This is a genomic window from Thiorhodovibrio winogradskyi (assembly GCF_036208045.1).
Classification (GTDB): Bacteria; Pseudomonadota; Gammaproteobacteria; order Chromatiales; family Chromatiaceae; genus Thiorhodovibrio; species Thiorhodovibrio winogradskyi.
Genome location: NZ_CP121472.1, coordinates 4,605,821 through 4,620,257 on the forward strand (window position 1 = coordinate 4,605,821; position 14,437 = coordinate 4,620,257).

Sequence of the window (14,437 nt, forward strand, 5' to 3'; positions counted from 1 at the left end):
TGCCTGTCACTGTGGTCTGACGGACTCATGGTATCGCTGCTCGGTGTTAACTGACCAAATGTTTGATTTCTCTTTTATTCCGGCCAGAATATTGTCAACTGCGGTCATAGCCGCCAGCATCGAATGGTCCTGATTATTGTATCTGTGCATACCATTGCGGCCTATCAGAAACAAATTCTCAATTGGGTCAAGGTAATCACGGATCTCAGAAAAATTGTCAAAGGTGCCGAAATAAGCAGGATAAGCCTTGGGTACACGGATTACAGTATAATCAAGAAGATCATTTTCATCCGCCATCCCTAAGGTGCTTAGTTCAGAGATTGCAAGCTTGGCCATCTCATCGTCCGGCAACCGCCAAATCCTATCGTCCTCGTTGGCGAAATATTCCAAGCCGAGCCACAAATGATTCCGGTCCGCGACCAAATATGGACTCCAATTGTTGAAGATTTGTATCCGCCCGACCTTGACCTCTGGCTCCTGGATATAAATCCAGTTATCACGAATCCATTCCCCTTCTGTGTTTACCAAGCGGTTAGTCGACGCTTTCACAGGCCGAAGCAACAAGCCTACCGTAATGAAATCACGGTAAAGAAGCCCATTCGCAATTGTTTTTATCTGTTCAGGTGGTGGGGGATGAATTTGCTCAATGAGTTGTTTTACCGGCAAAGTCGAGATAAACCAATCCCCAGTCATTATGCGCCTGGTTCCGGTTGGCCCAATAACCGTGATGGATGAAATTTTACCAGAGGGAATTTGGTGCAGCTCCGCGACGGAGGTACGCAAATGAATCTCTCCGCCCATTTTTTCGACAAGTTCAGCGACTCGTTCCCAAAGTTGGCCCGGGCCAAGTTTGGGATACAGAAATCGCTCGATCAGGCTGGTTTCGATTTCTCTTCCCGGCTGTGTCTTGCTCTTAGGCATCAGACTGCGGACAGCGTGACTGAGGAGATTGAATATCGAAACACCCTTAATTCTTTGAGCCCCCCAATCTGGAGAAATCTGGCGGCACGAAACACCCCAGACTTTCTCAGTGTAATCGCGAAAAAAACTCTCATACAATGGCCAACCAAAACGATTGACCAAAAAATCCTCAAGCGTTCGCTCCGGCATGATCGGGAAAATTTTTTTTTCAATATAACCAAAAAGTATGGTGACCGCGGTGGTGAACCCAAATTGCCGCAGCGCCTTGAATGATGGACGAAGCGGATAATCAAATAGATGACCACGAAACAGAATGCGGGATAACCGGGATCGAACCAGCATGACCAAGTCGGTTGTTTCCGGATCTGGCCCCACGGGATCTATTTGCAATGCCCCATGAGAGACTTGACTGCGATCCGCTTGATTCAATTTCTCAAGAGAGGAAACCCCCTGTATTGGGAGTATACCCAGCCACCAGTCAAGCACGCGCTGAGATTTGGAAAAAAATCGATGTCCGCCAATATCAATACGATTTCCCTTATAAACCACAGTGCGTGATATACCCCCAAGGCATTCACCAGCCTCAAAAAGCACAGGCTTGATGTTGGATCGGCTCGCCAACTCATACGCCGCAGTCAGGCCGGCGGGACCACCGCCGATAATGATGGCGATTTGTTGTGACCCGGTATTAGACATGGTTAAAGACCCTCTCGGTTCTTAAAACTACTCTCGCGCACATGTGGGGAAAGTTTCGTGATTCAATCATCAATACCAGTCGCTACTGGGGGCGCAATTACTTTCTGTCGGAAGCTAATCATCTTGTGCGCCGGATAGGAGTAAAGAGAAACCACCGCAACCGCGGCGACGTGACTCATCAACTCAACATTGTTTCTAAGTTCCCGCGGGACTGAAAACTCAGCAAAAACCGACAACAAATAGTTACGAAACAAAGTAGCAATAAGCGCGGTAACCCCTAAACCGATCATGGAGACGAAAATAAATGCGTGTATTTCATGAGCCAAAGAGCGGTTGCTTCTACTAAAAGTGTATATTCTGTTTAAATAGAAGCTGGCAAGCATTCCGATTAAAAAGGCAAAGGCTATCGATACAGGGTAGCGCCAATCTTCCCGAAACCCAAATGCGGCATAAAACACATACCCCGCTACGATATTTAGTCCAGCCGCAATGCCCGAACACTGGATGAATCGGCTAAATTCATGGACAAAGATCGCACCTCGCGCCTTGATCATCTGCTGCGTCGAGACTTTCATGAATAAATACCAATAAACTGAGCCATAATCCCATTTCTACTCTGCATCCAATAGCCGATAGATCAGCAGAAAATCCGCCTCCAGTGCCTCGGGCAGGCGGATTATATAGTCGATCAGGCGGAATCACTTTTCAATCAGCGCGCACTCGTAGCCGCACTCTTACTTCAGGCAGATCAAGCGGAATTTCCAGTCTTTCAGCGTCTGCGCATCGTCGGTGACCTTGGCACCTATCCGCGCATCTTCCCTGTACCACCAATCACCATGATGGGACAGTATCTCAGCAGATCCTAGGCGCTGTATACAGTCCTAGCGGTGCTGGGGCCGGAAGATATGGATAATTGTAAGGACTCAAGGTTATCCTCCAAATCCAATGAAAAAAATGCTCACGGTCGAGAGCTAAATACGACAGTAATTAAGTAAACGGAGAGTAAGCCGGGAACTTGTCCGCGTTTAGGTCAAGCTTTGTTTTCTCTGTTTCCGCCTGGTTTCATCGTGGCTTGAAAAGAATTCGAACCTGGTACCTTTAATCTGCCTATCTGCCCAGCAGCCTTCGATGATACATCTGTCATGTGCGGCGATGAAGCCGCGCGCAGCCGCGTCGCTGTCCTCAAGGGGACGTCGGGCGTAGTGTCCTCGACGGTACGACTTTCACGAATCAACCTCCTACACCGCTTGACTCAAGTCAAGGCTAAGTTCGGTGTCGGGCCGCAGACTCCCTCCCGTGCTGATCGTGCGCCTACCGAACGGCGTGGCGCGCTCCAGGCAGCCTGTTCAAAATACACCAAAACGCTACTAAACCATATCGGGAGTCTACTTAATGTTCTGCAACCAATGCGAGCAAACCTTTCGTAACAGCGCCTGCGTCAACAGCCCAGGCGTGTGTGGCAAGAACGAGGATGTCCAATCCTTGCAAGAGCTGCTGATCTTTGGCCTTAAAGGCATGGCCGCCTATGCACATCACGCCCGCCGGCTCGGCCAGTCGGATGAAGCCGTCTCAGCCTTCATCGAAGAGGCCCTGTTCGCCACCATGACCAATGTCAACTTCGACGAAGACACCCTGCTCACGTATTGCCTGGAGTGCGGCGAGAAGAATCTGCGTGTGATGCAGATGCTCGATGAGGGCCATATCGCCACTTTCGGCGCGCCGCGCCCGACACCGTTACGCGAAGGCACCCAGGCCGGCCCAGGCATTCTGGTCACCGGCCATGATCTGCTCGATCTGTGGCAATTGCTCGAACAGGTTAAAGGCACCGACATCAAGGTCTATACCCACGGCGAGATGATGCCGGCGCACATGTACAGCAAATTCCAGGAGCATCCCAATCTCGCCGGTCATTATGGCGGCGCCTGGCAGGATCAGAAAAAGGAATTCGCCGCCTTCCCCGGCCCCATCGTCGGCACCACCAACTGCGTGCTGATTCCGCCCGACAGCTACCGTGATCGGCTATTCACCACCAATGCCGTCGCCGTGCCTGCCGGGCAGCACATCACCGATGGCGATTTCAGCGCCGTGATTGCCGCCGCGCGCGCCTGTCCGCCCTGTGAAGAGCGCCTGGGCGCCGAGCAGCCGGTCGGCTTCCATCGCCAGGTGATTCTGGAGCAGGCCGGGCCGATTCTGGAGGCGATCAAGGCCGGCAAGATCAGCCATTTCTTTGTCATCGGCGGCTGCGATGGCGCCGAGAAGGGGCGGAATTATTTTACTGACTACGCCGCCGCCACGCCGGAGGATTCATTCATTCTCACGCTCGGCTGCGGCAAGTATCGCATTCGCGATCATGTGTATGGCGAGCATCTCGGCCTGCCGCGTCTGCTCGACATGGGGCAGTGCAATGATGCCTATGGCGCCATCATGGTCGCGGTGGCACTGGCCGAGGCACTAGACTGCACAGTGAATGATCTGCCGCTGACCCTGGTGATCAGTTGGTTCGAGCAAAAAGCGGTGGCGGTGCTGCTGACGCTGCTGTATCTGGGCGTGAAGGGCATCAACTTAGGCCCGCAGCCGCCGGCTTTCATCACGCCCAATATCTTTGCCCGGCTGCAAGCGGCTTATGACCTGCGCCTGACGAATGGCGATCCGCTGGAGGATCTGAAACTGGCCTTGGCCGCCTGAGCGTCCAGAACCTTGCCAAGGCCATGCCTCCAGACACTCGCGCGATCGCCAGCCTGGCGTTACTGTAGACCATCCCGGTCTTCGCCAGCGCACCGCGCGCGGCCTTGCGTTTTCTCGCCGCCGGCTGTCATCCGCGCCAGGCGCACCGTGGTCAAGTACTGTGCAACCGCGGCGAGCGCCTGGAGGGCTTCCATATCCTGGAGCATGGCCGGGTAAAAACTGGCGCTGCTCTCGGCCGATGGGGATGAGCGGGTGCTGGAAATCCTCCGGCCCCCACGCACCTTTGGCGAGGCGGCGGCCTTTCTCGGACAACCCTGCGCACTGCATGTCGAAGCGCTGAGCGATGCCCGGCTGCTTTTTATCGACGTCCGCCAGGTGCGCGCCACCATTTTGCGCACTGGCCCGAAGTCGCCAAGCTGATGCTTCGCCTGGTAGCCGAGCGCGCGCAGCGGTTGCTGATCGATCTCGAGGCCTGTTGCCTGCACACGGCCGCCCAGCGGGTCGTCGCCTTGCTGCTGCGTGAGGCGAGCCCCAGCGTCACGGCGCCGGACAGCGCCCAACTGGAGTTGCTGGCGTCGAAGATTTTGGTCGCATCCAGCCTGAACCTGTCGTCGGAAACCTTCTCCCGCGAGCTACACGCATTGGCGCGGTGCGGACTGATCCGGGTCGAGCGGCGGCGGATTCAAATTCCCTCACTGGCGCGCTTGCGCCAGTTGGGCGGGCTCCCCGTGGCGGATATTGCCTGCCCAGACCGCGCGCCTCTGTTCGCTGCGGCCAGCGCCACTGGCTGAGATGTCTTTGTGTTTTTGTCAATTAAAGCCCGAATGACGGATCAAACTTAATGTGGATCAAGACCAACCGGGCAATCCGGTCTATGTTTCCTGCCCGCTCAGCAACGAGGTGCTGTCGGGCGAGCGCGATATCGACAACCTCACCTTCGACTACCGGGGCCTGAGCCGGCGCGGCATCTCGATGATGGGCGATGAAATCGTCGAGATCGACTCGGTCAAGCACGCGGTGGTCGGCAAGGGCGGTGCCGTCTACAACTACGATAAACTCATCCTCGCGCCCGGCGTGTCTTTCGACTTCGGCGCCATCGACGGCATGAGCGCCGAACTGGCCGACACCCGCATCCAGCACGCCTGGAAAGCCGGCGCCCAGACCCGACTGCTGCGCCAGCAGCTCAAGGCCATGCCCGATGGTGGCCTGTGCGCCATTGTCGCGACGCCCAATCCCTTCCGCTGCCCGCCCGGCCCCTATGAGCGGGCGGCGCAGATCGCGCTCTACTTCAGCCACCACAAGCCAAAATCCAAGGTGATGATTTTCGACGCCAAGGACGCCTTCTCCAAGCAGGCGTTGTTCCAGGCCGGTTGGAAGGAACACTACGGCGACATGATCGAATGGATTCCAGCCGCCGCTGGCGGCGAGATCGAAGCCATTGATGCCGACAGCATGACCCTGACCGGTGTGGTCGAGGACTTTCACGCCGATGTGATCAGCCTCATCCCCCGGCAGCGCGCCGCCGAGCTGGCGTTCGCCAACGGGTTGACCGATGCCAGCGGCTGGTGCCCGGTCGATCAGCAGACCTTTGCGTCCACCCAGCATCCGGATATCCATGTGATCGGCGACGCGGTGATCGCCGGTGAAATGCCCAAATCCGGCTATGCCGCCAACTCCCAGGGCAAGGTGTGCGCCATGGCGGTGGTCGCCGCCCTCAATGGTCAGCCGGCCCCAGCGCCCTCCTAGGTCAACACCTGCTACAGCATTCTGGCACCCAATCATGGCATCTCGGTGGCCGGTGTCTATGAGCTCAAGGACGGCGAGATCGTCTCGGTGCCGGGCGCCGGCGGCCTGTCCGATCCCCAGGCCGACGCGCGCACGCGGGCGATCGAGGTGCAATTCGCGCTTGGCTAGTATCGCAACATCACGGCGAATATGTTCAATTGAGATAAATCAATTTCCGCCATTTTCGCATCCCCTGCGCCGCGCATTCATGAGGTAAATCAAGATTCGTCGCCCGATTCTGGCGCAGAGTCCCGAGTCAGGGTGAGCCGTCGCCTCGTCTTCGGCGGACGCGCGCCCTTGCCCTGAGCGCCCCAGAAAAATGATCGACTGAATGATCGACCCATCGACCAAACAAGAATGATTGAGGAGTCCACCATGTTGAAAAAACTGAATAGCCCAAGCGCCCCCGACCTGCCGCGCTTCAGTCGCCTGTGCGCCTGGCTGTTTGGCGGCCTTATCCTGCTCTTCACCATCCAAGCCCTGGCCGTGCGGCCCGCCGGTCAGCCCGGTGTTGATTGGGGCGACCCCCGGGGTCAGGAATGTATCGACTGCCACATGACCAAGAATCCCGGTTTGTATTGGGGGTGGAATCACAGCCAGCACGGCCAGAACGGGGTTACTTATCTGGATTGCCATGAGGCGCAGAGAGACGACATCGACGCCTGGCGCCACGAGGATACCTTTGTCTCCATCGTGGTCACGCCCAAGGATTGCGCCAAGCGTCATCAAAAAGAGTTCGAGGAAATGGACGGCTCCCATCACGCCAAAGCTGGGCAGATTCTCTGCTCGCTCGACAACCTGCTCGGCTAGGTCATCGGCGGCCCGGCGGCGGTGAATGCCGGCTGCAAGCAATGCCATGGCGGGGAGTTGGAATTCATCACCGAGGGCAAACGCAAGGACAAGGGGCGGCCCAAACCGGGCAATTGGCCCAATACCGGCATCGGGCGCATCAATCCCGACGGCAGCCTGGGCGCCTGCACCGCCTGTCATGGGCGTCATCGGTTCAGCAAGGCGCAGGCGCGCACGCCGGATACCTGCGGCAAATGCCATGTCGACCCGGATCATCCTGGAAGAGATCTGCGTCGCCTGCCACGAAAGAAGCGTGATTGATGGCCACTACGCGCAGTTCGACAATGTGGTCGATCTCTACAACGACAAGTTCGCCAAGCCGATCGCGGCGGTCATGTCGGACTTGAAGGACAAGGGCTACATCACGCCAGCGCCATTTGATGAAAAGATCGAGTGGACCTGGTGGGAGATCTGGCACCACGAGGGTCGGCGCGCCCGCCATGGCGCCTCCATGAGCGGTCCCGACTACACCTGGTGGCACGGCATGTACGAAGTCGCCCAGCACACCTACTTCAAGTGGATTCCCGAGCTGAAGGACGTGGTGAGCAAAAAAGACGGCAATGACGCCTATGCGACCGCGCTGCTTGAGGAGCACTTCAAGCCCATTGAAGGCCACGATTGGTACTTCAACGGCATGAGCAAGGATCAGCTCGAAACCGTGCGCAAGGGCTTCGAGGCCAGGTACGGCGAGGGGTCGTTGAAATAGCCATTCGCTCATGCCAACCACCACGGTGGGAGCGGCTTCAGCCGCGAGCGCATCGCGGCAAAAGCCGCTCCCACTCCTAATAAACCCCATTTCCGCGGGACGCTGCCATGCACAAAAAACTTCGTGTGATTTCTCTCGGCAGTCTGCTGATGTTGAGCCTGGTCTCAGCCGCGACCGAAAGTATCACCGTGATGGTCGAGCAAGCCGAAACACAGCTTCAGCGCGGCGAGACCGAGGCCGCCATCGCCACGCTCAAGGGCGCAATCACGGCCGACCCCAGCTCGAGCCTCGCCCACACCCGACTCGGCGGTGCTTATCTGCTCAATCAGGACTACCGCGCTGCCGTCGATCAATTTCAACAGGCCATCAGCGCGGACAACCAGAATGCCAGCGCCTTCATCGGCCTTGGCATGGCCTACATCCATCTCAAACAGACCGGCCCCGCCAAGGCGGCGCTTGGCGAAGCCCGGCGCCTAAAGCCTAGCCAGCGCGCCGACATCGACGCGCTGCTCGGGCAAATCGAGCAGCGCGCTTCCGCCCATCATCCCTGAGCGGGTCGCGCCGGCGCCAATGCCCGCGCCCTTGCGCGAAAACGCAGTGAGATACGGGTGCCCCGAGCCAAGATGCCCGGTTGCCTGTTATCCAGCTCAGTTGCCGACTGAATGCACACTTCTCCTTCGAGACGGTTGGCGCGCTCGCGCATGATGCCGAGCGCTAGGGTCGCAGCCATCAGCAATCCCATGGTCAGTAACAAGGAAGCTCGCCAGGAGGTCGAAGTCAGAGGCATTTCAACAGTCCAGGCGACAAGGCATTCACGGCGTTCAATCGCTCAACCCATCCGCCGTGGTGAAAATCGTCGTTTTTTCGATTACCAGCGCAACAGCCATGGACCCATCAGCGCGCCTAGGCCGCCGGCCAGGGCGATGCCCAGACTGTACCAGAGGGCCACGAAAGCCGCCGAGAGTTCGATGCACGACAGGGCATAGGCCATGGCGCCGACGGCCCCGGCCAGCAGCCCGGCCGCCAAACCAGCCGCGCGTGCTTGGGTCGGGGCCAGGCCGCGCAGCGCCCAGAGCGCGCCGGCCAGGGTGGGCAGAGACAACAGGAGCACATTGACCGGACAGCGCGCCCAGGAGTGCCCCAGCAACGCGGCCAGGCGCTCGGAGGCGGGCGCGGCCAGCAACGTCGTCAGCCCGAGCAGAGCCATCAGGATGACAACGGCGACGATACTGATCACAGGCCCGCCGGTGCGCGCCACCGGTCGCGCCAGTCGCGTGGTGAGCCAGAGCGCGCCGCTGGCCAGTCCGCCGGCATAGGCGAGCTTGATCCAGGGGGCCGGCTCGGCCCACAGGCTGGCCGGGATCGGGCCGAGCAGCACCAGGGTCGCGGCGATGCTGGCCAGCCATCCAAAGGGCACGACCGCGCCGATGCGCCGGGCCGGGAGCGCACGCGGCGCGGGACCGGCCTCGGTGGCGAGCAGATCGATTAAGTGGCTGGTTTTCATGGGGTCTTCCTCACAAGATTCGAGAGTCGTTTCAGTCCGCGGTGCACCCGCACCTTGAGTGCCGCGACCGAGATGCCGCTGCGAAGGGAGGCCTCGTCCAGGGTCAAGCCCTCCAGCTTGGTCAGGGTGATCGCCTCGCGCTGGGCTTGCGGCAGCCTGCCAAGCAGGGTTGCCAGATCGCGCTGCACGGGGAATTCCTCCTCGACGGTTGTCAGCGTCCCTTCGGGGAGATCATCCAACCCCAGATGACGCGCGTCGCGGCGACCGCGCCGGCGCCACAGGTCAATCAGCTTATGCCGGGCGATGGCGAGCATCCAGCGGCTGACCGGCACCTTGGGATCGTAGGTGCCGCGTTGCAGGTGAATCGCCAGCAGCGTCTCCTGGAGCAAATCCTCGACCTCGTCCGGCAGCCCTTGCAGGCACCGGCGAAACCAGCCGCGCAGGCGCTTGGCGATCTGCTCCAGCGCTTGCCGATAAGCGGCCTCATCGCCGGTTTGCCCGCGATCCCACAACGGCCGCAGGGCGGCTTCGAAGGCATCGAGCGCATTGGCGGGGCTGTCGGCTGGGTGCTTGGGCATGTCTTTCGATGAAGGAAGTCGTTGGCGCGCCATCAAAGGTTACAAGGCGCGCGACAAGCGGTGGACATCTTTTTTCGACCCGCCCTGTAACCCTTCGCGCTCTGCCAGCGACTCGGTCAGTGAGGGCGCGATGCCGAGGCGGATCATCCGCGACCGCGGCACGCGACCCGACATCTGATCAACCAAAGAACGCTTGGAGTTTCTCATGAACAAAATCCTCATCACCACCGCCGCCGTCATGCTCACCACCTCCGTGCAGGCCGCCGACAGCCTGCGACAGTTCACCCGTGGCAATCCGGACAGTGACCACCGCGTCGGGTTCTTCCAGACCACGGCGCCGGCCTCCTCCGGTAGCGCAACGGCTTTGGATCACTATCAAGGCCTCGCCCAGGGCAACCCGGATTTGCTGAGCCTTGGCCAGGGTCGCTCGCCAACGCATGAACGCCCGGACATTTACGGGGTCTTCGGCGGCAGTCCTGATCTGGCCTATTGATCGGATCATTGATCTCATCGCAAGGCAACTTCAGACCCGTATCACTCTTCACCGGGCGGTCGCGCGCCGCCCGATGAAGGGCGGGCTTAACAGATCGCACTGAATACCCATTTTATCCGACCCAAGGAGATCATCATGGCAACAACTCTCTCGACAACTTCCAACTTAACACCCGCGCTGCGATTCGCGGACTTGGCGCCACATGCTCATTGGTTGCTGCGAATCGGCTTCGCCTCGGTGTTTCTGTTTCATGGTATCGGCAAGCTGATGGCGCCGACGCAATTTGCCGACATGATGGGACTGGCTTTGCCGGTTGCACTTGCCGTTGCCGTCGCTGAGGTAGCCGGTGGTCTGGGACTGCTCGCCGGCGCCATTCTGCGCCGGGATTGGATCACACGCCTGGGTGCGCTGGCGACGGTTCCGGTGCTCATCGGCGCCATTTCGATGGTGCACTGGGGCCAGTGGAGCTTTGTGGCTACTGCAAGCCATCCCATGGGAGGGATGGAGTTTCAGGTCAGCTTGCTGTTGATGGCGCTCTATTTTGTTGTTCGCGGCAACACCGATGCACGCTGATCGGTCAGGCTGACCAGGACTGACCAAGCCTGTTGGCACAGTGTCTTGACTTGCCTTTCTCCCCAGGCGGGCCCCTTCAGGGCTCACCTTCGATCAATCTGATCATTTCTCCGCCAGATGATTATGCGTGCGTGGGTTTTGCAGTCCGCCAGTCTGATCAGCACGCTGATCCCTCGGCGCTCGCGTGCCAGACCGAGGCGGAATACGACATGCCCAGCCCCCAGTCCGGGTTACCGAACCAGGCCACGGTATCCTCAGATATTGGCGAATTTCTTGGTGCCGGCCATCCAGAAGAGGGGCGCGAGGTACAGGCGCAAGGCCAGCGGGCCGAGAAAATCCAGCGCGCGGGTGATATCGAGCAGGTCTTGCAAACGTCGGGCCATGGTTAGCATGGGGACTCTCCCTAAGGGTGTCTGGGTGTTTGGGTGATCAGGATGTCAGGTCTGTCGGAAAAGACCGCTTAGCGCGAAGGTTTCTTTCGCCGGCCATTTGACAGGAGTCTTTTTGAAGCCCGAGGATTCACGCGACGCGTGCTGCTGGTGTTGGCTGCATTGTATGCACCCCGGCTGAAAGATTTCGCCGGCGCTGGCGGTCTTTATCCATCAGCCCGGCGCGTTTGAGACAGTGCCAGCCGGGAAGCAGCCAACCCGGAGCGCACCAAGCGAAACCCCAACAGAGGCTACTGATGATCCGACGCGACGCACCCACACAGTCACCGGCCCCTGCGGGGAATCCCCAGGCGGAGCTGCAAGCCTGGCATCAGACGCTCCTCGACCGCCGCGCCTTCCTCGCCCGCTGCGCCGGGGTGACGGTCGCCGGGCTGTTCGCGCCTCTGCTGGCGCGAGCCGCCACGGGGTCAGCCGCTCAAGGAACATCCTCTCAGCCAGCCAAAGCGCTCAGCGAAGCCGAGCAGTTGGCGCTGATCGACGCCGTGCAGCAGCATCTGTTCCCCTCAGAATCCGAAGAGCCCGGCGCGCGCGAGATCAACGCCCTGCCCTTCCTGCGCTTCGTACTGAAAGATGCCAAGACCGACTCCGATGAGCCGGCCTTTATCCTGAATGGCGCCGGCTGGTTGGAGGACCTGAGCCGGCAACGCACCAGCCAGTCCTTCCTCGCCCTCGACAGCGCCGCGCGTGAGTCCCTGTTGCGCGAGACCGCCGCCAGCGAGGCCGGCGAGAATTGGCTGTCCACCCTGCTGTTGTATCTCATGGAAGCCCTGCTGACCGATCCGGCCTATGGCGGCAATCCCGATGGCATTGGCTGGCGCTGGTTGGAGCATATCCCCGGCTATCCGCGCCCGGATGCCGCGACCATCTACCCGAGGCTACCGCGATGACCGCAAGCAACACCGACACCGATTGCGATGTCTGCATCATCGGCAGTGGCGCCGGCGGCTCGCCCGTGGCCTGGCGGCTGGCCAAGGCCGGTCAGTCCGTGATCGTGCTGGAGAAAGGCCCCTGGCTTGAGGATCAACACTTTCGCAAGGATGAACTGGCCTGCTGCCGACGTGCGGTCTACACCCCCGAGAAGCGCCTGGAGCCCCACGTGGTCGAGGACCGCGACGCCGATGGCGCCTGGGTGGCCAAGTCCACCGCCGAGTCCGGCTGGGACTTCTGGAACGGCAACCTGGTCGGCGGCTCCAGCAATTTGATGAGCGGCTTTTTTCATCGGCTCAAGCCGGTGGATTTTCGCCAACTGGAGGAACTTGGCCCAATCGCGGGCGCCAACCGTGCCAACTGGCCGATCGGCTATGCCGATCTTGAACCCTATTACGATCAGGTCGAGCGCTTGGTCGGTATCTCCGGGGCGGTGACCGAGCATCCGAACCTGGAGCCGCGCTCCAGCGCCGATTTTCCCTATCCACCGACACTGGAACATCCGGTGTCGGCCTGGATCGACGACGCCTGCGAACGCCTCGGCTATCACGCGCTGCGGGTGCCGCGCGCCATTCTATCGCGTGGGGCGCTGGGCCGGCGTGCCTGCGAGTATTCCGGCTATTGCGGCAGCTTTGGTTGTTCCAGCGGCGCCAAGGGCGGGGCGCGCGCGGCCTGGCTGACCCCGGCGCTGGCCACAGGGCGCTGCGATATCCGCCCCCGCGCCCAGGTGCTGCGGTTGTTGAGTGATGCGCGCGGCCGGGTGACCACCGCCGAATACGCCGATGCCGAGGGCAAGGTCCGACAAATCACTGCCAAGCGTTTTGTGGTGGCTTGCCAGGCGGTGGAGACCAGCCGCCTGTTGCTCAACTCCCCGGGGCCGAAGTTTCCCAATGGTCTGGCCAACAACTCCGGTCAGGTCGGGCGCAACCTGCTGTTCTCCGCCGGCGGCTCCGGCTCGGGCGATTTGGAATACGCCGCCCTGGGCGCGGAGCGCGCGGTGGCGCTCAAGACCATGGGACCTTTCGTCAATCGCGCCCTGGATGACTGGTATCTAATCGAGGACAAGGGCTTCGCGGGCGCGGGGAACGAGCACCGGTACAAAGGCGGCATTGTCGAGTTCCTGCTCGCCCATCCCAATCCCACCGGTCTGGCCAATCGTGCTAAGTGGCGCAATGGCGAACTGGTCTGGGGCTTGCCACTGAAGCGCCGCTTGGAACAGTGGTTTCGCACCGACCGCACCCTGCGTTTCGAGGTGTTCTGCGACTGGCTGCCAACCGATGATTGCTTTGTCAGTCTGGACCCCAAGGTCAAAGACCGCTGGGGCCAACCGGTGGCGCGCATCCGCATCGGCCATCACCCCCATGATCTGCAAGTCGGGCGTTATCTGGCCGACAAAGCCGAGCGGGTCCTGAAGGAACTGGGCGCGGCGCGGGTGCGCTCCAGCATCAGCGGTGCGCCACCGCCCAATCTGATGGCCGGCGGTTGTCGCTTTGGGACTGATCCCAAGACCTCGGTGCTGGACGCCGACTGTCGCGCCCATGAGGTCGAGAATCTCTTCGTCACCGACGGCAGCTTCATGCCCACCGGCGGCAGCGTGCCCTATACCTGGACCATCTATGCCAATGCGCTGCGGGTGGCGGAGGGGATGTTGGGATGAGCGAGATCGACACGGGCATGATGGCCCACAGTATTCAACTGGCGGTGGCGCCGGTGTTCCTGCTGACCGGCATCGGCGCCTTGCTCGGGGTCATCGACGGGCGCATCGCGCGCGTCAGTGATGACTGCTTGCCTCTGGTGGCTGTGCAGGATCCACTCACCTTGGCGCCGCATTCGGAGCCCGAGCCGGATCTGATGCTGCTGCGCCCGCGCGATGATTTTTATGAGGGCGCGAATCCGACGCCCGCCGATACCCTGCTGGTGATTGAAATTTGCGACAGCTCGCTGCGTTACGACCGCGAAGTCAAGGTGCCACTGTACGCCGCTCAAGGTGTCCCCGAGGTCTGGCTGGTGGATCTTCAGCACCGCCGCCTGGAACTCTATCGGGAAGCCTCCGCCGATGGGTATCGGCTGATGTTGCGCCCCGCGCCGGGCGAGGTGGTCGCGCCGGTGTTGTTGCCAGATGTGCGCCTGCGCGTCGATGAACTCTGGTAGCCTTTTCTTTTGGGCGGTAAGCACCAGGTTCTTTTCCACCTCCAGCACCGATCCCCGCCGTCACGGAACGCCCATGGTCGTCGTTCTTCGGCAGCTTCAGCCAAAAAACACCTTGCTCGC

General features: G+C 60.2%; 20 protein-coding genes and 1 pseudogene. 14 read left to right on the plus strand and 7 right to left on the minus strand.

Translation table 11 applies throughout. The features are described 5' to 3' along the window. Positions 1-6 precede the first annotated feature (6 nt). Positions 7-1,617 (minus strand): NAD(P)/FAD-dependent oxidoreductase, encoded by a 1,611-nt coding sequence (locus Thiowin_RS21095; protein WP_328984940.1) that lies wholly within the window; start codon positions 1,615-1,617, stop codon positions 7-9. Between the two features lie 62 nt (positions 1,618-1,679). Then, the gene (locus tag Thiowin_RS21100; protein WP_328984941.1) at positions 1,680-2,192 is read right to left on the minus strand and encodes a GtrA family protein; all 513 of its coding nucleotides are present in this window, start codon (positions 2,190-2,192) and stop codon (positions 1,680-1,682) included. Between the two features lie 817 nt (positions 2,193-3,009). Here Thiowin_RS21100 and hcp point away from each other — a divergent pair. Then, entirely contained in the window at positions 3,010-4,302 is a 1,293-nt protein-coding gene (hcp, locus tag Thiowin_RS21105) for a hydroxylamine reductase (RefSeq protein ID WP_328984942.1), read from the plus strand. Between the two features lie 59 nt (positions 4,303-4,361). On the opposite strand, the gene Thiowin_RS21110 is transcribed toward hcp, so the two are convergent. Further along, the gene (locus Thiowin_RS21110; protein WP_328984944.1) at positions 4,362-4,508 is read right to left on the minus strand and encodes a hypothetical protein; all 147 of its coding nucleotides are present in this window, start codon (positions 4,506-4,508) and stop codon (positions 4,362-4,364) included. Positions 4,509-4,554: 46 nt separating this feature from the next. Here Thiowin_RS21110 and Thiowin_RS21115 point away from each other — a divergent pair, with 46 nt between their 5' ends. The 8 genes from Thiowin_RS21115 (at position 4,555) to Thiowin_RS21150 (ending at position 8,193) form a co-directional block, all read left to right on the plus strand. Beyond that, positions 4,555-4,722, plus strand: a complete 168-nt coding sequence (locus Thiowin_RS21115; RefSeq protein ID WP_408034114.1) for a cyclic nucleotide-binding domain-containing protein — start codon at positions 4,555-4,557, stop codon at positions 4,720-4,722. After that, positions 4,722-5,093, plus strand: coding sequence for a Crp/Fnr family transcriptional regulator (locus Thiowin_RS21120; protein WP_328984946.1), 372 nt, complete (start codon positions 4,722-4,724; stop codon positions 5,091-5,093). The genes Thiowin_RS21115 and Thiowin_RS21120 overlap by 1 nt, the downstream gene beginning before the upstream one ends. A 52-nt stretch (positions 5,094-5,145) precedes the next feature. Continuing rightward, a complete protein-coding gene (locus Thiowin_RS21125) occupies positions 5,146-6,048 on the plus strand; it encodes an FAD/NAD(P)-binding oxidoreductase (RefSeq protein WP_328984947.1) in 903 nt (300 codons plus the stop codon). 45 nt (positions 6,049-6,093) lie between these two features. After that, entirely contained in the window at positions 6,094-6,216 is a 123-nt protein-coding gene (locus tag Thiowin_RS21130) for an FCSD flavin-binding domain-containing protein (protein ID WP_408034115.1), read from the plus strand. 246 nt (positions 6,217-6,462) lie between these two features. Continuing rightward, positions 6,463-6,897 (plus strand): hypothetical protein, encoded by a 435-nt coding sequence (locus Thiowin_RS21135; RefSeq protein ID WP_328984948.1) that lies wholly within the window; start codon positions 6,463-6,465, stop codon positions 6,895-6,897. A gap of 21 nt (positions 6,898-6,918) precedes the next feature. Beyond that, the gene (locus tag Thiowin_RS21140; protein WP_328984949.1) at positions 6,919-7,197 is read left to right on the plus strand and encodes a cytochrome c3 family protein; all 279 of its coding nucleotides are present in this window, start codon (positions 6,919-6,921) and stop codon (positions 7,195-7,197) included. Beyond that, positions 7,190-7,642: a hypothetical protein gene (locus Thiowin_RS21145; RefSeq protein ID WP_328984950.1), complete on the plus strand. Its 453-nt coding sequence runs from the start codon at positions 7,190-7,192 to the stop codon at positions 7,640-7,642. Before Thiowin_RS21140 ends, Thiowin_RS21145 begins: the two co-directional genes overlap by 8 nt. Before the next feature lie 107 nt (positions 7,643-7,749). Then, on the plus strand, positions 7,750-8,193 hold the full coding sequence (locus Thiowin_RS21150) for a tetratricopeptide repeat protein (protein WP_328984951.1): 444 nt from the start codon (positions 7,750-7,752) through the stop codon (positions 8,191-8,193). A gap of 317 nt (positions 8,194-8,510) precedes the next feature. Here the strand turns inward: Thiowin_RS21150 and Thiowin_RS21155 are convergent, their stop codons facing one another. From Thiowin_RS21155 to Thiowin_RS21165, 3 genes are read right to left on the minus strand one after another with little or no spacing between them, the layout of a single operon-like run. Further along, entirely contained in the window at positions 8,511-9,146 is a 636-nt protein-coding gene (locus Thiowin_RS21155) for a DUF1109 domain-containing protein (protein WP_328984952.1), read from the minus strand. Then, the gene (locus Thiowin_RS21160) at positions 9,143-9,724 is read right to left on the minus strand and encodes a sigma-70 family RNA polymerase sigma factor (protein ID WP_328984953.1); all 582 of its coding nucleotides are present in this window, start codon (positions 9,722-9,724) and stop codon (positions 9,143-9,145) included. Before Thiowin_RS21160 ends, Thiowin_RS21155 begins: the two co-directional genes overlap by 4 nt. A 39-nt stretch (positions 9,725-9,763) precedes the next feature. Beyond that, positions 9,764-9,931 carry a hypothetical protein gene (locus Thiowin_RS21165; RefSeq protein ID WP_328984954.1) on the minus strand — a complete coding sequence of 56 codons (168 nt, stop codon included), beginning with the start codon at positions 9,929-9,931 and terminating at the stop codon, positions 9,764-9,766. Between Thiowin_RS21165 and Thiowin_RS21170 the strand changes: the two genes are divergently transcribed. After that, complete coding sequence (locus Thiowin_RS21170) at positions 9,930-10,217, plus strand: hypothetical protein (protein WP_328984955.1); 288 nt, start codon at positions 9,930-9,932, stop codon at positions 10,215-10,217. The two genes, Thiowin_RS21165 and Thiowin_RS21170, sit on opposite strands and share 2 nt — an antisense overlap. Before the next feature lie 135 nt (positions 10,218-10,352). Beyond that, the gene (locus Thiowin_RS21175) at positions 10,353-10,790 is read left to right on the plus strand and encodes a DoxX family protein (RefSeq protein WP_328984956.1); all 438 of its coding nucleotides are present in this window, start codon (positions 10,353-10,355) and stop codon (positions 10,788-10,790) included. A gap of 202 nt (positions 10,791-10,992) precedes the next feature. Here the strand turns inward: Thiowin_RS21175 and Thiowin_RS21180 are convergent. Then, positions 10,993-11,182: pseudogene (locus tag Thiowin_RS21180) on the minus strand (hypothetical protein); the annotation flags it as partial. A 293-nt stretch (positions 11,183-11,475) separates the two neighbouring features. On the opposite strand from Thiowin_RS21180, the gene Thiowin_RS21185 reads away from it, so the two are divergent. From Thiowin_RS21185 to Thiowin_RS21195, 3 genes are read left to right on the plus strand one after another with little or no spacing between them, the layout of a single operon-like run. Beyond that, positions 11,476-12,126 carry a gluconate 2-dehydrogenase subunit 3 family protein gene (locus tag Thiowin_RS21185; protein ID WP_328984957.1) on the plus strand — a complete coding sequence of 217 codons (651 nt, stop codon included), beginning with the start codon at positions 11,476-11,478 and terminating at the stop codon, positions 12,124-12,126. Beyond that, positions 12,123-13,823: a GMC family oxidoreductase gene (locus Thiowin_RS21190; RefSeq protein WP_328984959.1), complete on the plus strand. Its 1,701-nt coding sequence runs from the start codon at positions 12,123-12,125 to the stop codon at positions 13,821-13,823. The genes Thiowin_RS21185 and Thiowin_RS21190 overlap by 4 nt, the downstream gene beginning before the upstream one ends. Then, positions 13,820-14,317: a Uma2 family endonuclease gene (locus Thiowin_RS21195; protein WP_328984960.1), complete on the plus strand. Its 498-nt coding sequence runs from the start codon at positions 13,820-13,822 to the stop codon at positions 14,315-14,317. The genes Thiowin_RS21190 and Thiowin_RS21195 overlap by 4 nt, the downstream gene beginning before the upstream one ends. Positions 14,318-14,437: the final 120 nt, after the last annotated feature.